This is a genomic window from Ruegeria sp. HKCCD9138 (assembly GCF_057220975.1).
Window position 1 is genome coordinate 166,507 of record NZ_JBWVAZ010000001.1, and the last position, 26,449, is coordinate 192,955.

A 26,449-nucleotide genomic window follows, 5' to 3' on the forward strand; every position below is an offset into this window, starting at 1 on the left:
GCCGCGTCTGGGGTTTTTTGTTTGCCTCTATCCACGGGGCGGAAAGGAATGAGATGAGCGAGAGCTGGAACAAACGCACCCAAGCCATCCACGGCGGTATCCGTCGCAGCCAGTACAAAGAAGTAAGCGAGGCGATTTTTCTGACGCAGGGCTTTGTCTATGACACAGCCGAACAGGCCGAGGCGCGTTTTATCAAAACAGGCCCGGATGAGTTCATTTATGCCCGTTACGGTAACCCGACCGTGTCGATGTTCGAGCAGCGTATCGCGGCATTGGAAGGGGGCGAGGACGCCTTTGCAACCGCGTCGGGCATGGCAGCAGTGAACGGAGCGCTGGTATCCATGCTGCAGGCGGGGGATCACGTTGTTTCTGCCAAGGCGCTGTTCGGGTCCTGTCTGTATATTCTGGAGAATATTCTGACCCGCTATGGTGTCGAGGTTACGTTCGTCGACGGAACCGATCTTGAGCAGTGGGAGGCCGCAATCCGGCCCGACACCAAGGCGGTTTTCTTTGAATCCATGTCGAACCCAACGCTGGAAGTGATCGACATTGCCGCTGTGGCCAAACTCGCCCACGCGGTTGGTGCGGTCGTTGTCGTGGACAACGTGTTCTCAACCCCTGTGTTTTCGCGTGCGATCGAGCAGGGGGCGGATGTCGTCATCTATTCCGCCACCAAGCATATTGACGGGCAGGGCCGCGCTCTCGGCGGCGTAATCATTGGCACAAAGGACTTCATCCGCGGCACCGTCGAGCCATATCTGAAACACACCGGAGGCGCGCTGAGCCCGTTCAACGCTTGGGTCATGCTCAAAGGCCTGGAAACCATTGCGTTGCGGGTCAATGCACAAGCGGAAACGGCTCTGGCTTTGGCCGAGGCGCTTGAGGGGCATCCGGCGCTGGAGCGCACGCTTTATCCCGGCCTGAAAACCCACGCTCAGAACGCGTTGGTCCAGTCGCAATTGGGCGGCAAGGGCGGGACGGTGCTGTCGCTGGATATTAAGGGCGGAAAAGAGGCCGCTTTTGCTTTCCTGAATGCGCTGAAAATCCCGGTGATCTCGAACAATCTCGGTGACGCCAAGTCGATCGCGACCCATCCCGCCACCACAACGCATCAACGACTGAGCGAGGAACAGCGGGATGAGCTGGGCATCACCCCCGGCCTGATCCGGTTTTCGGTCGGCCTAGAGGATGCCGGCGATTTGCTGTCGGACATCAATGCAGCACTGGCCGCGTCCCAGACGTGAAACGGGTCTCCGGGTGGAGCATTCGCCCGGAGAACACTCGTCTGTGCCGCGAGGGCATGAGACGTTTTCGCACCGAAAAAGACGGATTTGCACAGATATTATCGATCCGGACTGATATTTTGTGCGTATCGGGCTTACTGGTATGTGACCCGAAACCGTCTATAATCCGGCGGCCAAACAAGGAAACCCTGCGCATGAACCTGCATCCCCGTGACTTGGACAATGCCCCCGACCGCGATGAAGCCGCCGCTGCTCTGAGCGTGTTGCGGAAATGGGCGACTTCAGCTTCCGAAGCTGAAATCAGCCAGCTTGATCCGGCGATTGCACGCCTCGTGCCCGGCCTCGCGCCCGTCAATTATCCGTCACTGTCGCGGGAATATCCCGAAGGGTTCGTGGCGGATGAAGCGTACAAAGCCACCTTGCCGGATCTGCAGAACGGACCCGCCAGCCTGATCCGGGGTGCAAAGCAGCAGATTCAGCATGTCGGGATTTCCAACTTCCGCCTGCCGATCCGCTTTCACCGCAAACATGGCGAGGACCTGACGCTCGAGGCCTCGGTCACCGGGTCCGTCAGTCTTGAGGCCGAAAAAAAGGGCATCAACATGTCCCGGATCATGCGGTCATTCTATAAGCACGCTGAGCGCACCTTCAGCTTTGAGGTAATGGAAGCCGCGCTGGAGGATTACAAGACAGACCTCGACAGCTTTGACGCGCGTATTCAGATGCGCTTTTCGTACCCCGACAAGGTCAAAAGCCTGCGGTCCGGGCTGGAAGGATACCAGTTTTACGATATCGCGCTGGAGCTGGTGGAGCGTGGTGGTGAACGCCTGAAGATCATGCATCTGGATTACGTGTACTCCTCGACTTGCCCCTGTTCGCTGGAACTGAGCGAACACGCAAGATCAACGCGCGGGCAGTTGGCTACGCCGCACTCGCAGCGTTCGGTCGCGCGGATTTCGGTTGTGGTGGATTGCAATGCCGACTGCCTGTGGTTCGAAGACCTAATCGCCCTGTGCCGCCGCGCCGTCCCGACGGAAACGCAAGTCATGGTCAAGCGTGAGGACGAACAGGCATTTGCCGAGTTGAACGCAGCCAATCCGATCTTTGTCGAGGATGCCGCCCGCCTGTTCTGCGCCGAATTGCAGGCCGACCATCATGTTGGGGATTTCCGTGTGATTGCCAGCCATCAGGAAAGCCTGCATAGCCACGATGCGGTATCGATTCTCACCGAAGGCCCGACCTTTGAATCCGCCAGCCTGGACCCCCGTTTGTTCACTACGTTGTTCCATGTCGGCTGATTGACGTCGCGGAACCCGCTGGAAACACGCTGAAAATTTGACCATTGGCGATTTATTGCCGCAATGCAGCGAGATATGCTGCAATTGCTTGGTTTTTTGCGGTAACGTCGCCCCGAGCGCAGCTGCTGCCTGCCATAGTTGTGGTGCAGCCTGAAAGGAAGCCGGGACGTGCGACGCCTTGGACCGCGAATCCGTGAAACCGCCCGGAGGATCGGGACGGCCAGGGCTATTTTCTCTTATTCCGACTGCCTCGCTTTCACAGGAGAGAAATGTAATGAATCCGATTACCAATACCTTTGAATTCCAGGCGGCAGCCTTTCGTGTGGCGGGTTATGCAATGGCCAACCAGATGAAGATTATGCAGATCATGACCCGTTCGGCGATCGAACTGCCAATGGTGCCTGTGCACGCCCTGCATGCCGCGTCCGCGATGCCGCGCCCTGCATCGGCAAAACCCGCGTCGACGAAGGCCGTTGCAAAACCAAAGTCGCCTGCTGCGAAACCTGCCAAACCGGTAGTGGCCAAAAAGAAGGCAGCGCCAGTAGTTGCCAGGGCCAAGCCCTCGACGCCTCAGGCCAAAACGGCTGCACAGGCGAAACCGGCTGTTGCAAAGGCCAAGCCCGCCGCCGCAAAGCCCGGAACAGCCACGCCTATGGCAAAACCTGTGGCATCAAAACCGGCTCAGGCGCCCGCCAAAACCGCTGCGGCTGCGGCCAAAGCCAAACCGGCGGTGACCGCCAAACCTGCCGAGAAAAAGGCTGCAACCACACCGGCATCAGAGGCGACAAAGGCGGCACCCGTGGCTTTTAAACGTGCTACGCCGGCCAAACCAGATGCGCCCGTGACACCGGTGGCCAAAACTGCAACGACACAGAAAACTACCCCAAAGCCGTCTACGCGCGCTGCCGCATCTGCTCCGGCCCCCACGGCGCCCGCGAAATCGGCGGATGCTTCAATTGCGGAAGAGCAACCCAAAGCACTGTCGCGTCGTACACGTGCACCGTCGAAACCACCCTCAATGCCGGCACCGACCGCAAAAACCGGCGACTAAGCGGGGATCATCTGCTTGACACGGTCGGGCAGGCGCGCCAACGCTGCCCGTCATGATGGATCTTCGCCCGGTCGGATATGTGATAGGCCTTTTGGTCGCCGTTCTTGGGGCGACCATGCTGTTGCCCGTGCTCGCGGACCTGATCGACGGCCGGGGCGAATGGACCGTCTTTTTCGAAAGTGCGGTCATCACGATTCTGACCGGCGCAGTCCTTGCCATGAGCTGCGCGAACGGGGTGGGTGAGGGGTTAACCATCCGTCAGACCTTTTTGCTGACAACGGGTGTCTGGGTGGCCCTTCCGGTCTTCGGCGCCATACCCTTCCTTTTCGGTGAGACCGAGCTGCGCTTTGTTGACGCCTATTTCGAGGCGATGTCCGGCCTCACCACCACCGGCTCGACCGTGATATCGGGGCTGGACAACCTGCCGCGCGGGTTGTTGCTGTGGCGCGGTTTGCTGCAATGGCTGGGGGGAATTGGCATCATCGTGGTTGCGATGGTTTTCCTTCCCGAGCTGCGCGTGGGAGGAATGCAGATCTTCCGGTCGGAAGGTTTTGAAACTATGGGTAAAATCCTGCCTCGCGCGCAGGAAATCGCCGGGCAGATTTCGTTGATCTACGTGTTTCTAACCTTTGTCTGCGCCCTGGTTTATGCCGGGTTCGGCATGAATTTCTTCGACGCGACGGTGCACGCGATGACGACAATCGCAACGGGTGGGTTCTCGAACTACGACAGCTCGTTTGCAAGGTTTTCCGGTGCTACCGAATACGCAGCTTCGGTCTTCATGATTTTGGCGGCTTTGCCCTTCGTACGCTATGTCCAGCTTGCGAATGGAAACACCAGTTCATTGTGGCAGGACAGTCAGATCCGGGCGTTTCTGGCAACCATCCTTGTTTTGGTAATTGTCATGTCCATTTTCTTGACGTCGGTCTTTCCACACCACTGGGAGCAGGCGGTCAGGGAATCGCTGTTCAACATCACGTCGATCATCTCGGGCACGGGATATGCCAGTGTCGATTACATGGGGTGGGGCAGCTTTCCGATCATGGTGTTCTTTTTGATCGGGTTGATTGGCGGCTGTGCGGGGTCGACTGCGTGTTCGATCAAGGTATTCCGGTACCAGTTGTTATTCGCGTCGATCAAAACGCAGATCAACCGGATCAGAACGCCACATGGAGTGTTCATGCCAACATATGACGGCCGACCCATCGGTCGCGATGTTCTGACCTCGGTCATGAGCTTTTTCATGTTCTTTGTGCTGTCGATGGGTGTTCTGTCGTGGGCTCTGGCCTTCACCGGGTTGGATTTCATCACTTCGGTTTCGGGTGCCGCGACCGCATTGGCTAATGTGGGGCCCGGACTTGGATCTCAGATCGGCCCCGCCGGAAACTTCGCCGGTTTGAACGACACCGCCAAATGGCTGCTGACGATCGGCATGCTGGTTGGACGACTCGAGCTGTTGGCTGTTTACGCAATATTCACCGTGCAATTCTGGAGAGGCTGATGAGAAGACCCCTTGGTGCGCAAATTTCGCACATGCTCAGGGATCGGGGAGTGGATGTGATCTTTGGCATTCCCGGCGTGCATAACCAGGAAATGTATCGCGGGATCGAGGAGGCCGGGATCACGCATGTTCTGGCACGCCATGAGCAGGGCGCAGGGTTCATGGCTGATGGATATGCGCGCGCAACGGGCAAGCCTGGCGTGGCCTATGTGATCACCGGGCCGGGACTGTGCAATATCATGACCCCGGTGGGGCAGGCCTATACTGACTCGGTTCCGATGCTGGTGCTGTCGTCCTGCCTGGACGAAACGCAGGCCATGCGAGGCCAGTTGCACCAGATGAAAGATCAGCGTCTGGCTGCTGAAACGGTCTCTGACTGGTCATGTCAGGCGAATACTGCTGAGGCGGCCTATGGCCTCATCGAACGCGCCTTCGAAGAGTTGGAAGTGTCTCGCCCCCGACCCAAACATATTCAGGTGCCGATCGCTCAGTTGGAGGCCGATGCTGATCCCGCGCCTTTCCCGAATCAACCGGCGCTGCGCACTCAGGTGCTGCCGCCTGACGTCGCACCGGTCTTGTCTCTGCTGAATATATCGAAGCGCCCGCTGTTCATTCTGGGCGGCGGTGCACGGTCGAACCTGTGGCGGCAGATCCTGACGCAGCTGGGTGCGGCCTGTTTCACCACATATGCCGGGCGCGGGATGGTGGGTACAGGCTATGCGCTGGACTTCGGTGCGATGTTGCCCCGCCCCAGCAGTGCCGAAGTGATTGCTTCCGCAGACCTCATTGTCGCCGTTGGCGCGGAACTGGGCGAAGTCGACCTTTGGCGGAATGATCTTGGTCACTCCGGTCATCTGGTGCGCGTCGATCTGGATCCCGAGGTGCTGTCGGATCGCCATCGCGCGGCAGTCAAGTTGCAGGCAGACGCCGAGAGCTTCGCTCACGCATTGTGGGCCGCGTCGGATCAGGTCAAACCCGCAACCGGCTGGACCCCGCAGGAGGTAGCCGACGCCCGCGCTCGGTGGCGCGCCGAAGTTGATGCAGAACGGCCAGGTATCGTGCCGGTGGCGGACGCCCTGCGCGCGGCCATGCCAGCGGATACCATGATCTACTCGGACATGACCCAATTCGCCTATGTCGCGAAAGAGATTTGGGACATGTCCTATCCCTACCATTGGCACCACCCGACCGGTTTTGGGACGCTGGGTTACGCTCTGCCAGCTGGTATCGGTGGAGCAGTTGCCCGACGCGGCAAGCCCACTGCTGTCATAGCGGGCGACTACGGCTTTCAATACACGATGCAAGAGCTTGGAACGGCAGTCGAATTGAACCTGTCTTTACCGATCATCCTTTGGGACAACGGCAAACTGAAAGAGATCGAAGACAGCATGGTGCGCGGCCAGATCGCCCCCAATGCGGTCGTGGCGCGCAACCCCGATTTCTGCAAACTGGCCGAGGCATTCGGCGCGTTGTCCGCCGAACCCAAGGAACTGACGGATCTGCAATCGGCTGTTCAGGCCGCTTTTGACGCTCCGGTTCCTACTTTGATCCGGGTGACGCCAGACATTCTTTAGCCGGGCACGAAAAACGGCACCGCAATTCAGGGGTGCCGTTTTTCGTCTTTTCCCGATGACCTTAGTCCCAGCAGTGCACCAGCACAGTCATGCCGCTGGCACGCCGGTTCAGTTCATTTGGTGAAATCGCCGAGGAGCCTTGACCGGATTGCCCGGAAACACCGGCTTTGGTCAGGACCTCTGTCAGGCTGTCCACATTTGCCGCAAGACTAACGCTGGCGGGCAGGGTGCGTCCTTCAGAGGGTTTGGGAAGCAGCATCCCGACCACATTTCCGTTTTGGTCAAAGACCGGCCCACCGGCATCGCCCGGCTGCGCCGACAATGCCAGACGCTTGACGCCGGTTTCCCCGTTCAGGCCGCGAACGTCAGCGATTTGCCCATAGGTCAGCGTCGGTGCGCCCAATGCGCCCTCATACGAGTAACCGGACACTGCGACTTCGGACTGAAGGCGGGGTTGTTCGGCATTGAACTCAGCCACGCTGATCGGGGCGAGGGTCTGACTGGGGCGCAATACGGCAATGCCCTGGTTGCCATCGGACCAGGCGACCTGAGCCTCCTGATCTCCATCCAGCGTGATGCGCGAGCAGCCATCGGTAATCTCGGACACTGTCAGAACCGAACCACTTGCATCCGCAAAGAAACCGGAACGGGACAGGCGCGGCTTGCGGACTTGCAGGCCGGAAACTAAATCAATCCGTTGTTCCTTATCAGCACCGGCTCCGGCGTCCAGAACGGCGTTCGTGGTGGCATAGGTTGCACGCATCGCGGCCAGAACCCGCGCCCTGCGGTCGTCGTCTCCTTCGGGCCAGACCAGAGTGAAGCCTTTTATCTTGCCATCTTTCAGCGAGGCCTGAGTAAACGAGACGACACCGTTTCCACGGCCTTCGATGGTGAACGCATCCCGGCGCAGTTCACGCGGGCCGTTCAGCGGGACAATTTCCAGCGACTGCATCACTTCATAAAGCGCCTGCAGCGTTGACCGAGTGCCCTCCTGGCTGATCAGCAGCACTTGCGCGTCCAAGTCCGATGTCGAATTGAAATGTGCAAAAGGCGCCTCGTAGCGGTCAAAGGCGACGATACCCAGAGGCAGATCTATGGTGATACCGGCTTGTTCGTCGACATGTCGTTTCATGCCGACGCTGATAAGCGGCGCGTTATAGTCGTCCATCAGTGTTTTGCGTTGCAAAGTCGTCAGCACGCCTGTGGGTTCGAAGCCGTTGAACCTTTGCCATTCAGACATCGAGCGGCGCGTACCTGCGCCGAATGCTCCGTCAATTGTTGAATTATAGAACCCGGCCGCCTGCAACGCGGTCTGCAGATTCTTGCGCTCCTGCGCGCTCAACAGGCGCTCGCCCTGCAGGGCCTGCGACCGGGTTTCTTCCCCCGGTTGCACGGAAAGGCTGGTTACAGGCTGTTCCGGTTGTGGCTCGACCGGTGGGGTGACGACGCCCCGGTCCAGAATGTTCGCACCGACCGGCCAGAATTGCTGCCCCAGCGCGCTGGAGAATGCGATGAAACTGTCCGTAGGGATTTGGCCTTCGGCTCGGTAAACGCGCAATACCTGCTCGGCATCCGAGCGCAAATATGGCCCGATAACAATGGCATACCATCCACTGTTCAGGCGAAATCCGTTCACGTCGGGCAAGGTTTGGGCATAGGCCTGCGCGCGGTCCTGCGCCTCGCGCAGCGAAGGTTGCGCCTCGACCTGAACCCAGACGCCCTGGTCTTGCTGAGCGATTGCAGCGCGCAGCCCAAAAGATAGAAACAATAGAATTGCCGTGAATATGCGTGTCATTTTCTGCCCGTTTTATGCAGCGTGTTTTCCTTGGCGCAGATTACGCGATTTCGCGGGTCAAACGCCATGCCCGCATTACGGGGAATTTCCTGTGTGGCTGCGCAGCGACAGGCTGGCGTGATTGGCCCGTTGACGCCCCTCGGCCCCTTGCATAGGAAGGGCAAAACCCACCGGAACCGGGCTAAGAAACGCCCAAAGGGAAAGTCATGACCCAACCGTCCAGCGCACCTCGTTCATTTCAGGAGATTATCCTGCGGCTCCAAACCTATTGGGCTTCGAAGGGATGCGCGATTTTGCAACCATATGACATGGAGGTTGGGGCAGGAACGTTCCACCCCGCGACGACATTGCGTGCGCTGGGGTCAAAAGCGTGGGCTGCGGCCTATGTGCAGCCGTCGCGTCGTCCGACCGATGGGCGTTATGGAGAGAATCCGAACCGCTTGCAGCACTACTACCAGTACCAGGTGCTTATCAAACCCAGCCCGCCGGACCTGCAAGATCTGTATCTGGGATCGCTTCAGGCCATCGGCATCGACATGGGTTTGCACGATATCCGCTTTGTCGAAGACGACTGGGAAAGCCCGACGCTGGGGGCGTGGGGCCTGGGGTGGGAAGTTTGGTGCGACGGTATGGAAGTCAGCCAGTTTACCTATTTCCAGCAGGTCGGCGGCCATGACTGCGCGCCTGTGTCCGGCGAGTTGACCTATGGTCTGGAGCGTCTGGCGATGTATGTACTGGGCATCGACCACGTGATGGACATGCCGTTCAATGACCCTCAATCGCCAAGCCCGTTGACCTACGGTGACATCTTCAGGCAAACCGAAGAAGAATACGCCCGCTGGAACTTCGATATTGCCAATACCGAGGTGCTGCTGCGCCATTTTGAAGAGGCCGAGGCCGAATGCGCCGCCATTTTAGCGCAGGAGCATGACGACCCGAAAACCGGCAAGCGCATAATCATGGCGCACCCCGCTTACGATCAGTGCATCAAGGCGTCACACATTTTCAACCTGCTTGACGCGCGGGGGGTAATCTCGGTCACCGAACGGCAGGCTTATATCGGCAGGGTCCGGGCACTGGCCAGGCAATGCGCGGACGCATTCGTTCAGACCGAGGCCGCCGGGTTCGAGGTCTGATGGGGCGTTCAGGCCAAACCCGGAAGCAGCGCTTTAAGCCCATCGGCGATCATGCCGATCGCGATGGCGGACAGGATCATGCCCATGAACCGGCTCATGATTACACGCGCGTTGTCCGACAGCCGTTCAGCCAGCCAGGACGCGTTCCAGAAGGTCCCCAAGAGCAAGGCGACGACAACCAGGAAAACTCCGGCATAAACAACGGTTTCAAGCGGGGTTTTGATGTGGTGCGCGTACAGGATCAGCGTTGTGATCGTGCCGGGGCCGACCAGAATGGGAAAGGCCAGCGGATAAAAGGCAACTGTGTCCGGCGCCGGGTAGGATTGCTTTTCCCCTTTGGTTCCGTGATGCGAACTGCTCTCGTTTCCGTTCAGCATATTGAGGCCGATCATCAGAACAACCAGACCGCCGGCAACCCGCAGGTGGTCGACGCTGATCCCGAACAGACCAAGCACCTGGCTGCCGACGGCCGCGAACGCACCGCCAAGGACCAGGCAATACAAGGCCGTTTTCACTGCGATTTTCCGTTGATCCGCCGCGGTCAGGCTGTCGGTCACACTCAGAAAAACGGGCAGGTTGGTGATCGGGTTCATGATGGCAAACAGCGCGCCGAAAAACCCAACGGCAAGGGTCGATTCCATAATGATAGCCTCGTTTCTGCCTCTTCCCATTGGGAACCTGTCCTATTTTACAAGAACTTGAAAGAGGCGGCGTGAGCGATGACGGGTAAACTGCTGGCAATTATCCTTTTGGTTTCTGCCGTGTTGGCCGGCGCAGGCATGTATTATCTGCAGGTCTACGGCTTCTACTACGATGTGGAGCCGCAACCCGGACAGGACGTTGCTCTGCTGGCGAAAGGAGCTGACGCGCCTACACCCATTGCATATTCGGCATATAAGGCGATTGATGCCGACAGCTCTCCGATCCGGTACCGGGCGTGTTTTGAGACGGATCTCACACTGGATCAACTCGCTTCTTTTGTCCCTGCGGATGACCCCGAACCGCTGACTGCGCCGGGATGGTTTGACTGTTACGATGCCGTGTCGCTGGCGGAAGCTTTGGAATCCGGCCAGGCACAGGCTTTTGTCGGCACGAAGAACATCCACTTCGGGGTCGACAGGATCGTCGCCGTTACCAATGACGGCAAGGGGTATGTATGGCACGCGTTGAACAATTGCGGCGAAAAGGCCTATGACGGAACAGTCATAGGTGAAGAATGCCCGCCCAGACCGCAGAACTGAGGGGGAACCGGTGGGCTTTGTCGCCGAAATCCCTGATTTCCTGACGGCCACGTTGGGCTTTGCCGTCTACCTCATCGGGGCCGAGATCAATGCTCGCGTTGCCGCGCTGCGCAGCTTCAACATCCCCGAACCGGTGACCGGAGGACTTCTGGCGTCTCTGGTCGTTTTGTTGCTGTATCTGCTGTTTGAGATCGAACTGTCTTTTGAGCTCAGCATGCGTGACTTCCTGCTGGTACTGTTTTTTGCCGGGATCGGGCTGAACGCGCGGCTATCGGATTTAATCGCGGGCGGTAAGCCGCTTCTTTTTCTGCTTATTTTGACGCTTGCGACCATCGTATTCCAGAATGTGATCGGGGCATTCGGCGCATCGCTTTTTGGCTACCCGGCCCAAGCTGGTGTTCTGTTCGGATCGGCCGCTTTGATCGGTGGGCACGGCACGGCCATCGCCTGGGCACCCGAAGTCGCGCAGGTCGCTGGGCTGGAAGGTGCGACCGAATTAGGGGTGGCTGTGGCGACCTTGGGTTTGGTATTGGCCGCTCTGGTCGGCGGCCCGATCGCGCGCTTTCTGGTCGAAGGTCGCAACCTCAGCCCTGATCGTCCGGATGAGGAACACAGCGTCGGTCTGCCGGATGATCCCAAGGCCAAGAAACCCGATATCGATCATCTGACCATAATGCGCGTTCTTCTATACCTGAACGTTGCGATCATTCTGGGCTATATGCTGGGCGAGGCGATATCAGCCGCGGGCCTAAAATTGCCTTTGTTCGTGCCCTGCCTGATCATGGGTATTGTCATCGCCAATCTGCGCAGCGCGTTTTTCCCTTCCGCGCCGCCCGTTGCGCGCACGCCGTCGCTGGCGCTGATTTCGGAATTTGCGTTGGGCGCGTTTCTGGCGATGTCCCTGATGAGCTTGCAATTGTGGACCATTGCAGAATTGGGCCTTGCTATTGTCGTGATCATGACGGCCCAAACCCTTTTTGCCGTCGTGTTCGTGTTGTGGGTTCTGTTCCCGGTCATGGGATCGAACTACCGCGCCGCCGTCCTGGCCGCCGGATTCGGAGGCTTTGCTCTGGGCGCCACCCCCACTGCAATTGCCAATATGACCGCCGTGACCAAGCGATATGGCCCTTCGCCTATTGCCTTTATCGTGCTCCCCCTTGTATCCGCATTCTTTGTGGATATCGCCAATGCCATCGTCATCCAGACGATTGTAAATTTCTAAGGACCGAAAATGCCCGACCTGTTGATCGAACTGTTTTCCGAGGAAATCCCCGCGCGCATGCAGACCCGCGCGGGTGAGGATCTGAAAAAGCGGATCACCGATGGTTTGGTCGAGGCCGGTCTGACCTACGCCTCAGCCGCCGCCCTTACAACGCCGCGCCGCCTGACGCTGGCGGTCGAGGGGATGTTGACTGAAAGCCCAACGATCCGCGAGGAACGCAAGGGTCCGAAAGTCGGCGCGCCGGACAAGGCCATCGAAGGGTTCCTGCGCGGTGCGGGCCTGACCCGCGACCAGCTTGAGGAACGCGAAACATCCAAGGGTGCGGTCTATTTCGCCACTGTTGAAAAAGCAGGACGCCCGGCGGCCGAGATCGTGGCCGAAGTGCTTGAGGCCACAATCCGCAACTTCCCCTGGCCCAAATCCATGCGCTGGGGCGGCGGGACCCTGCGCTGGGTGCGCCCGCTGCATTCGATCCTGTGCATCCTGACTGACGAGGCCGGCGCGCAAGTGGTGCCGCTGGAAGTTGAAGGGATCACATCCGGTGACACGACCGAGGGCCACCGTTTCATGGCGCCGGGTCGGTTTTCTGTTACGTCCTTCGAGGATTACGCCGCCAAGCTGAAGCGCGCCTTTGTGGTGCTTTCACCCGAGGAGCGCGCCGAGCACATCTGGAACGACGCGCAGAACATGGCCTTTGCTGCCGGTTTGGGAGTGGTCGAAGACAGGGGCCTGCTGGCCGAGGTTGCCGGTCTTGTTGAATGGCCCGTGGTGCTGATGGGGCAGATCGACGAGGAGTTCCTTGAGCTGCCGCCCGAGGTGCTGCAGACCTCGATGAAAGAGCATCAGAAATTCTTTTCCGTGAAGAACCCGAAAACGGGCCGGATCGAGCGTTTCATCACCGTCGCCAACCGCGAAACCGCTGACAATGGCGCGACCATTCTGGCGGGCAACCAAAAGGTGCTGTCGGCCCGTCTGGCGGATGCGAAATTCTTTTGGGAGAACGACCTGCGCGTCGCCAAATCGGACATCACCCAATGGACCCGTGCGCTGGAGAATGTGACCTTCCACAACAAGCTGGGCACACAGGCCGAACGGATTGACCGCATCGCCGCGCTGGCCCGCGAACTGGCACCGGTGACCGGAGCAAATGCCGATCAGGCCGAAAAAGCCGCGCGTTTGGCCAAGGCCGATCTGAACTCGGAAATGGTCTATGAATTCCCTGAACTTCAGGGGCTTATGGGGCGGTATTACATCGAGGCCGCAAGCGAAGATGCCGCCGTGGCCGCGGTTGCGCAAGAGCATTACTCGCCGCTGGGACCGTCCGATGACGTGCCCACCGCGCCGCTCTCGGTGACCGTGGCGCTGGCCGACAAGCTGGACATGCTGACCGGGTTTTGGGCGATTGATGAGAAGCCGACCGGCTCGAAAGACCCGTTTGCGCTGCGTCGTGCAGCGTTGGGGGTCATCCGCTTAAGCCTTGAAAACGAAGTTGTTCTAAGATTGCAGCAAACTTTGTTGAGCCCACTTAGGTTTGCGCGTGTTCACGCAAATATGGCGGAGCAACGGCACTTAAATGCACTCGGCAGCGTTAGTGAAAACGAAGCCAACTCAAGGCGTTTTTCAGTGCTAGCAGTTAAAGCTACCGAGATTGGGAATCGCTTACGTCTTGGTGCCGGAGTGCAAGCCGACGAAGCGAAGGTGATTGACAGTCTCCTCTCTTTCTTCCACGACCGCCTCAAAGTCTTCCTCCGCGACGAGGGCATCCGCCACGACATCATCGACGCCTGCATCGCGATGGACGGCAATGACGACCTCAACCTGCTGGTCAAACGCGCCCGTGCTCTGAACGCAGTGATCGCGACCGAGGATGGCGAGAACCTCGTGCAGGGGTTCAAGCGCGCCAACAACATCCTGACGCAGGCCGAGGAAAAGGACGGAGTCGAATACTCCTATGGCGCGGATGTGAAATTCGCCGAGACGGACAGCGAAAAGGCGCTGTTTGCCGCTCTGGACCAAGCACAGGCCAAGATCGATCCGGCGCTGAAGGCCGAGGATTTCCCGACCGCGATGTCCGCCATGTCCGCCCTGCGCGGGCCGGTGGATGCGTTCTTTGAGGATGTGCAGGTCAACACCGACAACGACATCCTGCGCCGCAACCGTCTGAACCTGCTCAGCCAGATCCGGCAGGTCTGCTCCAGCGTCGCCGATCTGACCAAGATCGAAGGATAAAGGCACGGGCGCGCGGCAATGCGCGCCCAGAACGCCCTTGCGTGAAGGGCGCAGGCGCTTATGCTGCGGTGAAACAAAAAGGTGCCGCAGTGCAGAATAACCCGCATACCACGCTGATCACATCCGATGCGCCCGTTGCTGCCAACACCCATGGGGGCCGGGCAAAGTGCCTGCAACGACTGGTCCGGTTGGATATGCCCGTGCCGCGCACGGTGGCGCTGTCTTTTGACTCGGTGCATCATATCGCCGAAGGGCATGTCCCTGATATCGAGGCCATTCTGGAACAGTTCGATCCATCGGCTCTGCTCTGTGTGCGTCCAAGCTCCGAAGACCCGGACTGGGGCGGACCGGGTGCCGTATTGAACATAGGCATGAACGACGCCCGCTATCTGGACCTGTCCGCGGAAATGGGTCGGGACGCCGCGGCTGCGCTGTACCTGCGATTTGTCCAAAGCTATGCGATGCATGTTGCCCGGCTGGACCCGGACGTCTTCGACGATATCGACGCCGACGGCCGCGAGGGGTTGAGCCTGTCGTTGCGCGCCTATGAAGATGAAACAGATGAGGCCTTTCCGCAGGACCGGGGCGAGCAGTTGATTGCTGTCCTGCGCTCGATGGCTCGCGCATGGGATGGGACATCCGCGCGTTTGTTGCGACAGGCCAAGGGCGCCCCGGCGGATGCCGGTCTGGGATTGGTCATACAGGAGATGATTCCGGGTGTCGGGCAGGGGGAATGCGGCTCGGGCGTGTTGCAACTGGTGGATCCGACCACGGGGATGCCCCAGATCACCGGGCGATATCTGAGCCAGAGCCAGGGCAGGGATGCCTTGGGCAAGGATGTGTCGGCGCTCTACCTGGAAAAAGACTCGCGCGGTCAGTCGCTTGAGGACGTAGCGCCGGACGCGTTCGCTGATCTCAAGGCCCATGCAGCCCTGATGCGCCAGAAGCTGCGCGAGGAAATGCAGGTCGAATTCGTTGTTCAGGACGGCGAGGTGCATATTCTGGACGGCGTTCGCGTTCAGCGCGGCTCGCGCGCGGCGATGCGGATTGCGGTGCGATTGGCCGAAGACGGCATTATCCCGCCGCAAGAGGCGGTGATGCGGATCGACCCGCATTCACTGAACGAGCTGTTGCACCGTCAGGTTCACCCGGACGCCAAGCGCGATGTACTGACCACGGGGATTGGGGCAAGTCCAGGAGCCGCGACAGGAAAAATTGTCTTTACCGCCGCCGAGGCTCAGGCCAGTGCCGCGCGAGGAGAGCCGTGTATTCTGGTGCGTCGGGAGACCTCGCCTGAAGACGTGCGCGGAATGCATGCGGCGGTGGCGGTCCTGACGGAAAAGGGCGGGATGACCAGCCACGCCGCCGTGATCGGTCGCGGGCTGGGTTTGCCCTGTATCGTCGGAGCCTCGGAAATGCGGTTCCAGACCAAGAAAAAGTTGCTGACCGCGCCTGATGGGCGTGTGTTCAAGACCGGTGATACCCTGACCATCGACGGCAGTTCCGGGCAGGTATTGGCCGGTCAGCCAGCGATGCTCGAAGCCGCTTTGGACGATTGTTTTCAAACGCTGATGGGCTGGGCAGATGCCGAGCGGGACATCGAAATTCGTGCCAATGCGGACACGCCCGCGGATGCTCAGACGGCTCGGAACTTCCAGGCCCATGGCATCGGGTTGTGCCGGACGGAACACATGTTCTTTGATCCCGGCCGCCTCACGGTGATGCGCGAGATGATCTTTGCCCAGACGCCTTCGGGGCGCTCGGCAGTACTGGAACGTCTTCTGCCCATGCAAAGGCAGGATTTCGTACAGCTTTTTCGGATAATGGAGGGGCAGCCTGTCTGCATTCGCCTGTTTGACCCGCCACTGCACGAATTCCTGCCCACGACCCGCAGCGGGCAGCGCGAGTTGGCCGAAGCCTTGGACCTGCCGGTTTCGGACGTCGAGCGCCGGGTCGTCGCGATGAGCGAATACAACCCGATGCTGGGGCTGCGCGGCGTGCGTCTGGGTGTGACCGTGCCGGAAATCTATGACATGCAGGCCCGCGCGATTTTCGAGGCGACGCTTGAAGCCAGCAAGGACGGTGACCCGGTGGTGCCCGAGGTAATGATCCCGCTGGTCTCGGCCAAGCGCGAAGTCGAATTGGTCAAGGCACGTATCGATGCCGTCGCCGCCGAGGTCGCCTCGGAAAGGGGACAGGAATTCGATTATCGGCTTGGCGTGATGGCCGAAACACCGCGCGCCTGTCTTCGCGCGGACGAGATTGCGCCGCACACGGCCTTTCTCAGCTTCGGAACCAACGATTTGACGCAAATGACTTATGGGCTGTCGCGCGACGATGCGGGACGGTTCATGTCTGCCTACGTGCGTCTGGGCGTTTTCAACGAAGACCCGTTTCACGTTCTGGACGCGGATGGTGTGGGCGAATTGTTGCGGCTGGGGGCTGAACGCGCCCGTTCCGCCCAGCCCGACGTGACCCTGTCAGTTTGCGGGGAACACGGCGGAAACCCCGAATCAATCTCGATTTGCCGGGATTTGGGCTTTGACTATGTATCTTGTTCACCGTTCCGGGTGCCGGTCGCTCGGCTGTCTGCCGCTCAATTGGCAATTTCGTCCAAACTTGGGGGTTGACTTGCCCCCAAAGCCCAAGGATTAGTGGGTTTGGGATGGACCTGTGGTCAAAACTTTTTGGCCTCACGGGCAAGATTCCACTTGCTTTTTTTTCAGAACTGGACGTTTCGCTTCGTCTGGGTTATGAGCCTCGTCGCGCCCGCCGGGGGAGGGTAAGGCGCGTTTGTGCCTGTGCGAGGTTATCTGATGAAACGCTACATAGTGGCTGTTGCCTTAACGGCGGCAACCGTGCTGCCGAATGTGTCCATTGCCGAACGGCAGGACGTAGAAGTGACAAAAGATGAGCTGGTTGCCCGCAATGAATTGCCGGGGCAAAGCTTTCGCGACTATCTGAAATTGTTCAAGCCGCGCAAAGCGCCCGAGCAGAAAATGTCCTATACCAAGGACTGGCTGGACCAGCAGCCGAAGGCGACCGGGGACGAAGGTTTCCGCTGCCTCGCCGAGGCGCTGTACTTTGAGGCGCGCGGCGAAAGCGTGCGTGGACAATTTGCTGTTGCCGAAGTGATCATGAACCGTGTGGAGAGCAGTCGGTTTCCGGACACGTTGTGTGGCGTCATCAAACAGGGGACAGGCAAGAAATATCAATGCCAGTTTACGTACACCTGCGACGGCTACAAAGAGGTCATCCACGAAAAGCGCGCTTATGAGCGTGTTTCGAAGGTTGCGCGGGCCGCACTTGACGGTATTGCCGACGAAATGACGGCCGGCGCCACGCATTATCACACCAAGGCCGTGCGTCCGTCCTGGTCCAGGGTGTACAAAGAAACCGCCCGGATCGGTGTGCATATTTTCTATCGGCACAACTACCGCACAGCCAGCAACTGATTGACGCACCTGCGCTGGAAGCTTCATGGCGCGGGGCAGGGTGCAGTCCTATATTGCGGGCCAGGAGGCCCGTAATGACATTGAACAGAAGACAAGTCCTGAAATCGGCAGCAGCCATGGCGCTGGTGCCAACCTTGGCACGGGCAACGCCCCCTTTGCTGGAGGCACGTGAAGCCGCTCAGCAGCTGGCGCCACAAGGGTATCCTGAGACCAAGATCTGGAGCTTTGGGGGTTCGGTTCCCGGCGCGACCTTGCGCCTGCAACAAGGAGAGCGTGTCCAGCGCAGACTGGTCAACCGGTTGCAGGATCCGACCTCGGTCCACTGGCATGGTATCCGTATCGACAACGCAATGGATGGCGTGCCGGGTTTGACTCAGGCAGTCGTTCCGCCGGGCGCCAGCTTTGATTACGATTTTGTTGTGCCCGATGCCGGAACCTATTGGTATCACGCGCATAACCGGTCGATGGAACAGGTGGCGCGAGGCCTGTATGGCCCACTGATCGTGGACGAGGCGAAGGGGCCGGACGTTGATCAGGATCTGCTGATGGTTCTGGACGACTGGCGCATTGATCCGGATTCCGGCCAGATTTCGGATGACTTCGAAAATGGCCATGATCTGAGCCATGCCGGACGCCTTGGTAACCTGATTTCGGTAAATGGTGCCTTCGATCCGTCCTTTTCAGTCAAGGGCGGCCAACGTCTCCGGCTGCGTCTGATCAATGCTGCGAACGCCCGGATATTTGACATCGGAGTAGACGGACTGGCTGGCTGGATTGTCGCGCTGGATGGAATGCCGCTGGAATACCCTCTGCCGCTTGATGGTTCCTTTCCGCTGGCGCCGGCACAACGGGCTGATCTTGTGGTCGATGTGACTGCCGAGGCTGGAAACACCGCCAGCCTGATCAGTGTTGAGCAGGATGGCGCGTATGGGTTGGTTCGCTTGGATGTGTCGGGGCAATCGACCCGTGCCGTCCGGACGGGAATCGATCCACTACCGCCAAACCCGTTGCCCAGGGTATTTGGGCTCAAGCTGGCGCCGCTGCATCGGATGAGCCTTCAAGGCGGCGCAATGCGTTGGCTCGACAGTGCCCGGATCGGGGATGCGGAATTGTCTGGTAGGGAACTGGCCCAATTGGGTCGCTTCTGGGCCTTGAATGGATACGCAGAACGTCCCGGAGATCCGTTTCTGGACGCGACGTTGGGCAGCGTGCATCGTATTGAGTTTGTCAATGAAACGGCTTTTCCGCATGCCATGCACCTGCATGGGCATCATTTCCGGCTTGTACTGGATAATGGCGAACTCGGCCCGTGGCGCGATACAGTTCTTGTCGAGCGTGGTCAGACACGGCAAATTGCGCTGGTTGCGGACAATCCAGGGAACTGGCTGCTGCATTGTCACATGCTGGGCCACGCCGCCTCGGGCATGATGAGCTGGTTTCGGGTCACTTAACGCCGCATTCGGCGGGTGGAATGGCGTTTGTATGAGTGTTATAGGCCCCTTCAACGCCTAGACTGGGCGAACATATCCACAGAGCCCGAAAAGGCACGCTCATGAGTTCAGAAATCCGCCTCGCCTTTGCGCATCCCTCCGAACGGGCTGAAGCGACCGCGCCAAGAGGTCCGCTCGACCGCATTTCTTTGCGCGACCATATCGTCGAGGTCGAGATCGGCGCGTTTCAAGCCGAGCGTGGCACAACCCAGCGCATTTGCTTTAACATTGTGGTCGAAGTGCGCCCGCTAACCGGTCCGATCGACGACGATGTGGATCGCATTCTGTCATATGACCGTGTAACCGAGGCAATTGCCTATGAGCTGGCTGCAGAGCGCCTGAACCTTCTGGAAACACTCGCCGATCGAATTGCCGAGCGGATCTTGCTTGAGCCTCAGGCTGTAAGAGCTTTTGTTAGAATAGAAAAGCTGGATCGCGGGCCCGGGGCTTTGGGTGTCGAAATTGTGCGCGGCAAAGACGCAGTGCACCACGACGTTACCGAAGAAGAACGCCCCCATCCGCGTCTGGTATTCCTGTCGAACGAGGCGATTGCCTCGGGCAATCTGACCGGTTGGATTGACCAGTTGGAAAACCGCGTTCGGCCATTGATCCTGTGCGTCGGTGCTTCTGATCTCGCCGTGCCGCAGACCGGGCACGCAATGACACAGCGTCGGATTGATCTTTTGGCGATCGAGCAGAACGCATGGGTATTGGCGGCGCGTGACCATCGTTGCGTTGTGGTCTCGACCCGGACCGAGCTGGACTGGGCCATGAAGAATGGCCAGATTTGCGTTTGGGCTCCGTCCAAAATCGTGCTGGACGCCGTGGACGGCCCGTCTGCGGCGCCATCTGATGCGGTCGCGCTTGCCGCTTGGTTTGCCGCTACCTTTGAAGCCAGCGAGATGATGGTCATTGGCGGTGACCTTCCTAAAGAACCTAAAACGCCATTGCGTGCAGTGCCGGTGGGGCAGGCGCAACTGTGACGGTCTACTATCGACCGCTGGTCCAGCACGGCCCGTTGCGCCCGGATGGAGCGGCGGCGCTGGCCGGACAAGATCTATGGTTCACCCACGCCGAGCGACTGGTTCGTGGTGCATCGGCTGAAATCGTAGAAATATGCGAAATACCAGATGATTACCTTGGATCCCTAACCCGCTTTCGTGAGGACGTGGCTGGGTTGAACATGTGTCACCCGCACATGATGGGCATTCTGAACGCAACGCCTGACAGCTTCTCGGATGGTGGCTTGCACAATTCCGTTGACGCAGCTCTTTCGGCCGCCGTCGATATGGTGGAACACGGGGCCAGTATTCTTGATATCGGCGGAGAATCGACGCGACCGGGTGCTGCTTACGTTCCCGAAGACGAAGAAATCGTGCGCACCCGTCCTTTGATCGAAGCAATCCGGGCGAAAACCGATGCGCTGATCTCAATCGACACCCGGAAGGCCAGCGTTGCCAAAGCCGCCTACGAGGCGGGGGCAGGACTGATCAACGACGTGTCAGGTTTTACCTTTGATCCCGCGCTGGCGCCATATTGTGCTGAAATCGGTGCGCCGGTTTGCGTGATGCACATGCAGGGCGATCCGGCAACGATGCAGGACGACCCGAGCTATGACAACGTGCTGTTGGACGTGTATGATTTCCTTTCGTCTCAGGTGGCCCGGCTGGAAGCGATGGGGCTGAAACGTGATCTGATCTTTGTCGATCCCGGTATCGGTTTTGGCAAGACCGAAGAACACAATCTAACTCTGCTGCGCAATATCAGCCTGTTTCACGGTCTGGGCTGTCCGATCCTGTTGGGCGTGTCCCGCAAAGGTTTCATTGGTCAAATCGGCAAGGAACCGCGCAAGGACGCCCGCGCACCGGGATCAATCGCCGTGGCGTTGGCGGGATTGTCGCAAGGTGTGCAAGTTCTGCGCGTGCATGATGTGGCCGAGACCGCTCAGGCCTTGCGCCTGTGGGCCGCTGTCCGGTAATCCGGACGCAGACCAAATTCACGGAGTTCATTTGATGCGCAAGCTGTTCGGAACTGACGGGGTACGAGGCACCGCCAACACGCACCCGATGACGGCAGAGATGGCCTTGCGTATAGGTGCCGCAGTCGGGCGCTACTTTCGCCGTGATGCCTCGGGCGTTCACCGCGTTGTAATCGGCAAGGATACCCGCCTTTCCGGTTACATGCTGGAAAATGCGCTGACGGCGGGGCTGACCTCGACCGGGATGAACGTGCTGCTGCTGGGGCCGGTACCGACCCCGGCGGTGGGTCTGATGACCCGTTCCATGCGGGCCGATCTGGGCGTGATGATCTCGGCCAGCCACAACCCGGCCGAGGACAATGGTATCAAGTTCTTCGGTCCCGACGGGTTCAAACTGTCCGATCAGGCGGAGGTCGAGATTGAGCGGCTGATCGAAGAAGGTGTGAAACCGGCGCAGGCGCAGAACATTGGCAGGGCGCGCCGCGTGGATGATGCGCGGTTCCGGTACGGTGAGCGTGTGAAATCCTCGCTGCCACGCGATCTGCGGTTGGATGGGTTGAAGGTGGTGATCGACTGCGCCAACGGGGCTGCTCACCGCACCGCACCCGAGGTTCTGTGGGAATTGGGCGCGGATGTCATTCCTGTAGGGATCGCCCCGAATGGCAAAAACATCAATTTGGGGTGCGGTTCGACGCAGCCTCAGGTCGCTGCCGAAACGGTAGTGGCGCACGGCGCAGATGTAGGTATTTGCCTTGATGGCGACGCCGACCGTGTTGTCGTAATCGACGAGATGGGGCATGTGGCCGATGGCGACCAGCTGATGGCTCTGCTGGCGTCTGCCTGGTCAAGGGCCGAGCAACTGAAGGGTGGCGCGCTTGTTGCCACTGTGATGTCCAACCTCGGTCTCGAGCGCCATCTGGATGCGCAGGGATTGCGGTTGGAGCGAACCGCTGTGGGCGACCGTTATGTTGTCGAGAGGATGCGCGAGGGCGGCTTCAATCTGGGCGGCGAGCAATCCGGCCATATTGTGATGAGCGACTACGCCACAACCGGAGATGGATTGATGGCGGGCCTGCATTTCCTGGCGGAGATGGTGTTGACCGGGCGCAAAGCGTCGGAACTGGCACACCAATTCGAGACGGTGCCCCAATTGCTGAAAAACGTCCGCTACGGAGACGGGCAAGCGCCTCTTGAAGCTGCGAGCGTCAAGGCAGTTATCGCCGATGCCGAGGCGAAACTGATCGGACAAGGCCGTCTTCTGATCCGGAAATCCGGAACGGAACCGCTGATCCGTGTAATGGCCGAGTGTGAAGATGACGCACTTTTGGCGCAGGTCGTGGACGGTATTGTGGCCGAGGTTGAAGCGGCAGCAAGTTAACGCCCGAACAGGGTCTTGCGCAGACTGAACCACTGGCTGATCGCCATCCCTGTCAGGATCAGCGTCAGGGCGATGTAAAATCGCAATGGCAGGGCCTCGGACAGGATCCAGGCCCCAAAAATCATCGACCACACGGGAACCTGATAGTTTACCAATGTCATGAAGACCGATCCTGCGCTTCGGATGACGGATACCCGCAGCAGAGTTGCGAATGCAGTTGGGATCAGGCCAAGCGTGATCAGAGCAAGCCCGGATCGGGTGCCGCTCCAGGCGGGAACGCCCTCGGTTGCCAACATGATGGGAAGCAGGATGACTGCGCCGACGACCAGTGTCAGGGCCGATAGCGAAACTGGGTCGATAGGCGGGCAGCGACGGGTGAAGATCGACGCGCAGGAATAACAAAATGCGGCTCCGATACAGGCGATCTGGGCAAGTGGCTCTGCACCCTGACCCAGTTGCATGAGACCGGGACCAATCAGGACAAGCGCGCCGGTGAAGCCCAGCGTTACTCCGAATAACCGTCTTAGGTTCAGCGGTTCATCGGAAAAGAAATGCGCCAATGGCAACACCATCAGTGGAATCGCGGCCATCGAAAGCCCGGCAAATGCTGAAGGTACGAATTGTTGCCCCCAGCTGAGCAACACAAAGGGCAGGGCGGTCGAGAGAACACCGATCAAAATGATCGAGCCCCACAATCGGGCATCCGGATTGGGAAACCTGCGCCCTGTCAGACGCATCAACACCAAAAGTGTGACGGCCCCCAGTGTCGTGCGTGCAGTTGCGACTGTTACCGGTCCATATCCCTCCAGCGCAATGGCGACGACCATGAATGTCCCGCCCCAGATGAGGCCAAGCAGAAGGATGCCGCTCCAGTCTTGCTTAGTGGGTTGTTGAACCATTTCACCCACTTATCCCGCGAAGTTGTCACTGTCACGCAGAGATATTGACATTACGTAAGCTATTACTTACGGTAAGTAATGGCTTACGAGACTGTGTTTTCCGCCTTGGGCGACCCTACGCGCCGTCAAGTGTTCGAGGCCGTTGCCGAGCGGCCCCGCGCGGTCGGAGAATTGGCTGCTGACCTGCCGGTCAGCCGACCTGCGGTTTCACAGCATCTCAGGATTTTGTCCCACGCGGGCCTGGTTGAGTGCCGGGCGGAAGGCACGCGCCGCATATACGCGGCCCGAACCGAAGGTCTGGCCGAACTGCGCGCCTGGCTAGATCGCTATTGGGCAAATGTTCTGGACAGTTTTGCAGCCGAGATCAATCAAAAGGGGAAGGAAACGTGACGGGTCCCATTGTCAAAACCGTGGTTGTGAACGCAACACCCGAGCGTGCATTTGATGTCTTCGTCAACCGGATTGCGAAATGGTGGCCGCTGGACGGCCATGCCGTTTCGGCGTCGTGCGGTAAACCGGCGCTGGCAGTAGCGATTGAATCTAAAATCGGAGGATCTGTTTACGAGACGATGCATGATGGCACGCGTGCCGAATGGGGGCAGGTTCTGGTTTTTGAGGTTGGAAAGCAGCTGGCTTTCAGTTGGCATCCGGGCACGGAAAAGGATCGCGCCACGCGAGTTGAGGTCGTGTTCGAAGCTCAAGGAGAAGCGCAGACCAAAGTAACGCTGACCCATTCCGGCTGGGAAGTGTGGGCGACAGAAGCGCCGGACAAACGCAACGGCTACGACGCCGGCTGGGATTTCGTGCTGGGTGAGTGCTTTGTTCGTGCTGCGCACGCATAAAAAAGGGCGGCCGCGTGTGGGCCGCCCTTCCGCAGACTTTCGCCAGACTTAGTTCTTTTCCTTGTCGACCATCTTGCCGGCCGAGATCCAGGGCATCATGGCGCGCAGTTTCGCTCCGGTTTCCTCGATCTGATGCTCATCATTGGCGCGACGAGCTGCTTTGATGGTCGGCTGACCAACGGCGTTTTCCAGCATGAAGTCACGAACGAACTTGCCTTGCTGGATGTCGTCAAGCACCGCTTTCATCCGAGCTTTGGTCTCGTCGTATTTCAGGATGCGCGGGCCGGTGACGTACTGGCCGTATTCGGCGGTGTTCGAGATCGAGTAATCCATGTTGGCGATGCCGCCTTCGTAGATCAGGTCAACGATCAGCTTCACTTCGTGCAGGCACTCGAAATAGGCCATCTCGGGCGCGTAACCGGCTTCGACCAGGGTTTCAAAGCCGCAGCGGATCAGCTCGACCAGACCACCGCACAGAACGGCCTGCTCACCGAACAGGTCGGTTTCGCACTCTTCGCGGAAGTTGGTTTCGATGATGCCCGAGCGACCGCCACCGATGGCCGAGCAGTATGACAGGCCGATTTCCAGCGCTTTGCCGGTTGCGTCGTTATGCACCGCAACAAGGCAAGGCACGCCACCGCCTTTGGTGTATTCGCCGCGCACGGTGTGGCCGGGGCCTTTGGGGGCCATCATGATGACGTCGACGCCTTCTTTCGGCTCGATCAGTCCGAAGTGGACGTTCAGGCCGTGGGCAAAGGCAATGGCCGAGCCCGGCTTGATGTTGTCATGCACGTATTTCTTGTAGGTCTCTGCCTGCAGTTCGTCGGGCATGGTGAACATGATGACGTCGCACCATGCGGCCGCTTCGGCGATGCCCATGACTTCCAGACCTTCGGCTTCGGCTTTCTTGGCCGATGCCGAACCTTCGCGCAGAGCGACGACCAGGTTCTTGGCGCCCGAGTCGCGCAGGTTCAGCGCGTGCGCGTGACCTTGCGAGCCATAGCCCAGGATAGCCACTTTCTTGTCTTTGATCAGGTTGATGTCGCAATCGCGATCGTAATAGACGCGCATTTTGCCGTTCCTTTCAGTTTCGATTGCAGTGCTTTTACCCATGCGTTTTGGTATTGGCGAGTGGTGCGAAAGTGAGTATTTGAAAAAAAGGTGAAGATTAATTCGCCAAATTGATGGAAAGTAAGAAATTCATGCTTGATGATCTGGATCGCCGCATCCTGCGCCATTTTCAGGCCGATCCGAGCCTTTCCGCCGCGGAACTTGCGGACTTGTGCCGGATCAGTTCGGGGGTCTGTTGGCGACGGATCGAGAAGATGCAGGCAGCAGGCATTATCCAGGGTCAAGAGGCCGTGATCGACTGGGCTGCGCTGGGTTATGCGGTGGAGGTTTCCCTGCGGGTCACGTTGGACAAGACGCAACCGCGGGCCTTCGACGAATTTACCGCCGCCGCGCGCGAGGTCGCTGAAGTCATCGAAATACAGACATTCCTTGGGCGGGTTGATGTCCGCCTGTCCGTACTGGCGCGCGATATGCCCCATTATCAGCAGGTTTACAGGGACCGTATCCTGCCGTTGCCACATATCGCCGATATCGAAGCCCTGATGCATATCGCGCGGCTTAAGCGCGACGAGGTTTTGCCGGTATGATCGATCTGGATGAAATCGACCGAATGATCCTGCGCGCATTGGTTCAGGATGCGACACAAAGTGCCGGCGCGCTTGGCCGTCGCTTTGGACTGAGCCAACCCGCCACGTGGCGGCGCATTCGGCGGCTGGAGAAAGCGGGCATCATCAAGGGGCGGCGTTTGCGGCTGAATGCCGAGGCTCTGGGTTTCGGTGTGACCGTTTTCCTCGGCGTGAAGCTGGCTCGAAAGGGACAAGTTAGCCTAGAGGACTTTGAACGCGCCGTGAGCGCCATTCCCGAGGTTCAGACAGTCGAGCACGTTCTTGGATTATACGACTATCGCCTGCGAGTGGTCGCACGTGATTTGTCCGACTTTGAACGGGTTCTGCGACGGCGGATCATGACGCTTCCAGGGGCGGGGGATGTCGAAGCAAATGTATTGCTGAGCGAGGAACGCCTGCCGGGGCCGATCGGTTGACTT

The 26,449-nt window shown here is 59.1% G+C and carries 23 protein-coding genes; 19 read left to right on the plus strand and 4 right to left on the minus strand.

The features are described from left to right. The first annotated feature begins 53 nt into the window (after positions 1-53). From metZ to AC2TEL_RS00910, 5 genes are all read left to right on the plus strand, one after another. A complete protein-coding gene (gene metZ, locus AC2TEL_RS00890) occupies positions 54-1,244 on the plus strand; it encodes an O-succinylhomoserine sulfhydrylase (RefSeq protein WP_480901433.1) in 1,191 nt (396 codons plus the stop codon). A gap of 194 nt (positions 1,245-1,438) precedes the next feature. After that, positions 1,439-2,542 (plus strand): GTP cyclohydrolase FolE2, encoded by a 1,104-nt coding sequence (gene folE2, locus AC2TEL_RS00895; RefSeq protein WP_480901435.1) that lies wholly within the window; start codon positions 1,439-1,441, stop codon positions 2,540-2,542. Between the two features lie 274 nt (positions 2,543-2,816). Next, the gene (locus tag AC2TEL_RS00900; protein ID WP_480901436.1) at positions 2,817-3,593 is read left to right on the plus strand and encodes a hypothetical protein; all 777 of its coding nucleotides are present in this window, start codon (positions 2,817-2,819) and stop codon (positions 3,591-3,593) included. Between the two features lie 52 nt (positions 3,594-3,645). Beyond that, positions 3,646-5,094 carry a TrkH family potassium uptake protein gene (locus AC2TEL_RS00905; protein WP_480901438.1) on the plus strand — a complete coding sequence of 483 codons (1,449 nt, stop codon included), beginning with the start codon at positions 3,646-3,648 and terminating at the stop codon, positions 5,092-5,094. Continuing rightward, complete coding sequence (locus AC2TEL_RS00910; protein WP_480901440.1) at positions 5,094-6,668, plus strand: thiamine pyrophosphate-binding protein; 1,575 nt, start codon at positions 5,094-5,096, stop codon at positions 6,666-6,668. Before AC2TEL_RS00905 ends, AC2TEL_RS00910 begins: the two co-directional genes overlap by 1 nt. 61 nt (positions 6,669-6,729) lie before the next feature. On the opposite strand, the gene AC2TEL_RS00915 is transcribed toward AC2TEL_RS00910, so the two are convergent. Next, positions 6,730-8,463, minus strand: a complete 1,734-nt coding sequence (locus AC2TEL_RS00915; protein WP_480901441.1) for a serine protease — start codon at positions 8,461-8,463, stop codon at positions 6,730-6,732. 206 nt (positions 8,464-8,669) lie between these two features. Here AC2TEL_RS00915 and AC2TEL_RS00920 point away from each other — a divergent pair, with 206 nt between their 5' ends. Next, positions 8,670-9,599 (plus strand): glycine--tRNA ligase subunit alpha, encoded by a 930-nt coding sequence (locus tag AC2TEL_RS00920; RefSeq protein WP_480901442.1) that lies wholly within the window; start codon positions 8,670-8,672, stop codon positions 9,597-9,599. Positions 9,600-9,607: 8 nt separating this feature from the next. On the opposite strand, the gene AC2TEL_RS00925 is transcribed toward AC2TEL_RS00920, so the two are convergent. Next, positions 9,608-10,240, minus strand: coding sequence for a MarC family protein (locus AC2TEL_RS00925; protein ID WP_480842336.1), 633 nt, complete (start codon positions 10,238-10,240; stop codon positions 9,608-9,610). A 78-nt stretch (positions 10,241-10,318) separates the two neighbouring features. Between AC2TEL_RS00925 and AC2TEL_RS00930 the strand changes: the two genes are divergently transcribed. The 9 genes from AC2TEL_RS00930 (at position 10,319) to glmM (ending at position 22,592) form a co-directional block, all read left to right on the plus strand. After that, a complete protein-coding gene (locus AC2TEL_RS00930; protein WP_480901443.1) occupies positions 10,319-10,840 on the plus strand; it encodes a DUF6446 family protein in 522 nt (173 codons plus the stop codon). Continuing rightward, on the plus strand, positions 10,809-12,062 hold the full coding sequence (gene gltS / locus AC2TEL_RS00935) for a sodium/glutamate symporter (protein ID WP_480901444.1): 1,254 nt from the start codon (positions 10,809-10,811) through the stop codon (positions 12,060-12,062). The genes AC2TEL_RS00930 and gltS overlap by 32 nt, the downstream gene beginning before the upstream one ends. Before the next feature lie 9 nt (positions 12,063-12,071). Beyond that, positions 12,072-14,291, plus strand: coding sequence for a glycine--tRNA ligase subunit beta (gene glyS / locus AC2TEL_RS00940; protein WP_480901445.1), 2,220 nt, complete (start codon positions 12,072-12,074; stop codon positions 14,289-14,291). Between the two features lie 68 nt (positions 14,292-14,359). Beyond that, entirely contained in the window at positions 14,360-16,921 is a 2,562-nt protein-coding gene (locus AC2TEL_RS00945) for a putative PEP-binding protein (protein WP_480843025.1), read from the plus strand. 186 nt (positions 16,922-17,107) lie between these two features. Then, positions 17,108-17,746, plus strand: coding sequence for a cell wall hydrolase (locus AC2TEL_RS00950; RefSeq protein ID WP_480842328.1), 639 nt, complete (start codon positions 17,108-17,110; stop codon positions 17,744-17,746). A 74-nt stretch (positions 17,747-17,820) separates the two neighbouring features. After that, positions 17,821-19,197 carry a multicopper oxidase family protein gene (locus AC2TEL_RS00955; RefSeq protein ID WP_480901447.1) on the plus strand — a complete coding sequence of 459 codons (1,377 nt, stop codon included), beginning with the start codon at positions 17,821-17,823 and terminating at the stop codon, positions 19,195-19,197. Positions 19,198-19,298: 101 nt separating this feature from the next. Next, a complete protein-coding gene (locus AC2TEL_RS00960; protein ID WP_480842324.1) occupies positions 19,299-20,219 on the plus strand; it encodes a dihydroneopterin aldolase in 921 nt (306 codons plus the stop codon). Then, positions 20,216-21,214 (plus strand): dihydropteroate synthase, encoded by a 999-nt coding sequence (gene folP / locus AC2TEL_RS00965; RefSeq protein ID WP_480861890.1) that lies wholly within the window; start codon positions 20,216-20,218, stop codon positions 21,212-21,214. The genes AC2TEL_RS00960 and folP overlap by 4 nt, the downstream gene beginning before the upstream one ends. Positions 21,215-21,248: 34 nt before the next feature. Beyond that, positions 21,249-22,592: a phosphoglucosamine mutase gene (glmM, locus tag AC2TEL_RS00970; RefSeq protein ID WP_480842320.1), complete on the plus strand. Its 1,344-nt coding sequence runs from the start codon at positions 21,249-21,251 to the stop codon at positions 22,590-22,592. On the opposite strand, the gene AC2TEL_RS00975 is transcribed toward glmM, so the two are convergent. Continuing rightward, on the minus strand, positions 22,589-23,491 hold the full coding sequence (locus AC2TEL_RS00975; RefSeq protein WP_480842318.1) for a DMT family transporter: 903 nt from the start codon (positions 23,489-23,491) through the stop codon (positions 22,589-22,591). The two genes, glmM and AC2TEL_RS00975, sit on opposite strands and share 4 nt — an antisense overlap. Positions 23,492-23,569: 78 nt before the next feature. On the opposite strand from AC2TEL_RS00975, the gene AC2TEL_RS00980 reads away from it, so the two are divergent. Beyond that, positions 23,570-23,881, plus strand: coding sequence for an ArsR/SmtB family transcription factor (locus tag AC2TEL_RS00980; RefSeq protein ID WP_480901448.1), 312 nt, complete (start codon positions 23,570-23,572; stop codon positions 23,879-23,881). Further along, positions 23,878-24,333, plus strand: coding sequence for an SRPBCC domain-containing protein (locus tag AC2TEL_RS00985; RefSeq protein ID WP_480901450.1), 456 nt, complete (start codon positions 23,878-23,880; stop codon positions 24,331-24,333). The genes AC2TEL_RS00980 and AC2TEL_RS00985 overlap by 4 nt, the downstream gene beginning before the upstream one ends. Positions 24,334-24,381: 48 nt before the next feature. Here AC2TEL_RS00985 and ilvC read toward each other — a convergent pair whose 3' ends face one another. Further along, entirely contained in the window at positions 24,382-25,404 is a 1,023-nt protein-coding gene (gene ilvC, locus AC2TEL_RS00990; protein WP_480843024.1) for a ketol-acid reductoisomerase, read from the minus strand. A 131-nt stretch (positions 25,405-25,535) separates the two neighbouring features. Between ilvC and AC2TEL_RS00995 the strand changes: the two genes are divergently transcribed. Both AC2TEL_RS00995 and AC2TEL_RS01000 read left to right on the plus strand, forming a co-directional pair. After that, the gene (locus AC2TEL_RS00995; RefSeq protein ID WP_480843023.1) at positions 25,536-25,991 is read left to right on the plus strand and encodes an Lrp/AsnC family transcriptional regulator; all 456 of its coding nucleotides are present in this window, start codon (positions 25,536-25,538) and stop codon (positions 25,989-25,991) included. Next, positions 25,988-26,446, plus strand: coding sequence for an Lrp/AsnC family transcriptional regulator (locus tag AC2TEL_RS01000; protein WP_480842312.1), 459 nt, complete (start codon positions 25,988-25,990; stop codon positions 26,444-26,446). The genes AC2TEL_RS00995 and AC2TEL_RS01000 overlap by 4 nt, the downstream gene beginning before the upstream one ends. Positions 26,447-26,449 lie beyond the last annotated feature (3 nt).

Bases quoted from the DNA above. Each gene is read 5' to 3' on its own strand.
- metZ (WP_480901433.1), top strand. From the start codon at position 54: ATGAGCGAGAGCTGGAACAAACGCACCCAAGCCATCCACGGCGGTATC.
- folE2 (WP_480901435.1), top strand. From the start codon at position 1,439: ATGAACCTGCATCCCCGTGACTTGGACAATGCCCCCGACCGCGATGAA.
- AC2TEL_RS00900 (WP_480901436.1), top strand. From the start codon at position 2,817: ATGAATCCGATTACCAATACCTTTGAATTCCAGGCGGCAGCCTTTCGT.
- AC2TEL_RS00905 (WP_480901438.1), top strand. From the start codon at position 3,646: ATGATGGATCTTCGCCCGGTCGGATATGTGATAGGCCTTTTGGTCGCC.
- AC2TEL_RS00910 (WP_480901440.1), top strand. From the start codon at position 5,094: ATGAGAAGACCCCTTGGTGCGCAAATTTCGCACATGCTCAGGGATCGG.
- AC2TEL_RS00915 (WP_480901441.1), bottom strand. From the start codon at position 8,463: ATGACACGCATATTCACGGCAATTCTATTGTTTCTATCTTTTGGGCTG.
- AC2TEL_RS00920 (WP_480901442.1), top strand. From the start codon at position 8,670: ATGACCCAACCGTCCAGCGCACCTCGTTCATTTCAGGAGATTATCCTG.
- AC2TEL_RS00925 (WP_480842336.1), bottom strand. From the start codon at position 10,240: ATGGAATCGACCCTTGCCGTTGGGTTTTTCGGCGCGCTGTTTGCCATC.
- AC2TEL_RS00930 (WP_480901443.1), top strand. From the start codon at position 10,319: ATGACGGGTAAACTGCTGGCAATTATCCTTTTGGTTTCTGCCGTGTTG.
- glyS (WP_480901445.1), top strand. From the start codon at position 12,072: ATGCCCGACCTGTTGATCGAACTGTTTTCCGAGGAAATCCCCGCGCGC.
- AC2TEL_RS00950 (WP_480842328.1), top strand. From the start codon at position 17,108: ATGAAACGCTACATAGTGGCTGTTGCCTTAACGGCGGCAACCGTGCTG.
- AC2TEL_RS00955 (WP_480901447.1), top strand. From the start codon at position 17,821: ATGACATTGAACAGAAGACAAGTCCTGAAATCGGCAGCAGCCATGGCG.
- AC2TEL_RS00960 (WP_480842324.1), top strand. From the start codon at position 19,299: ATGAGTTCAGAAATCCGCCTCGCCTTTGCGCATCCCTCCGAACGGGCT.
- glmM (WP_480842320.1), top strand. From the start codon at position 21,249: ATGCGCAAGCTGTTCGGAACTGACGGGGTACGAGGCACCGCCAACACG.
- AC2TEL_RS00975 (WP_480842318.1), bottom strand. From the start codon at position 23,491: ATGGTTCAACAACCCACTAAGCAAGACTGGAGCGGCATCCTTCTGCTT.
- AC2TEL_RS00980 (WP_480901448.1), top strand. From the start codon at position 23,570: ATGGCTTACGAGACTGTGTTTTCCGCCTTGGGCGACCCTACGCGCCGT.
- ilvC (WP_480843024.1), bottom strand. From the start codon at position 25,404: ATGCGCGTCTATTACGATCGCGATTGCGACATCAACCTGATCAAAGAC.
- AC2TEL_RS00995 (WP_480843023.1), top strand. From the start codon at position 25,536: ATGCTTGATGATCTGGATCGCCGCATCCTGCGCCATTTTCAGGCCGAT.
- AC2TEL_RS01000 (WP_480842312.1), top strand. From the start codon at position 25,988: ATGATCGATCTGGATGAAATCGACCGAATGATCCTGCGCGCATTGGTT.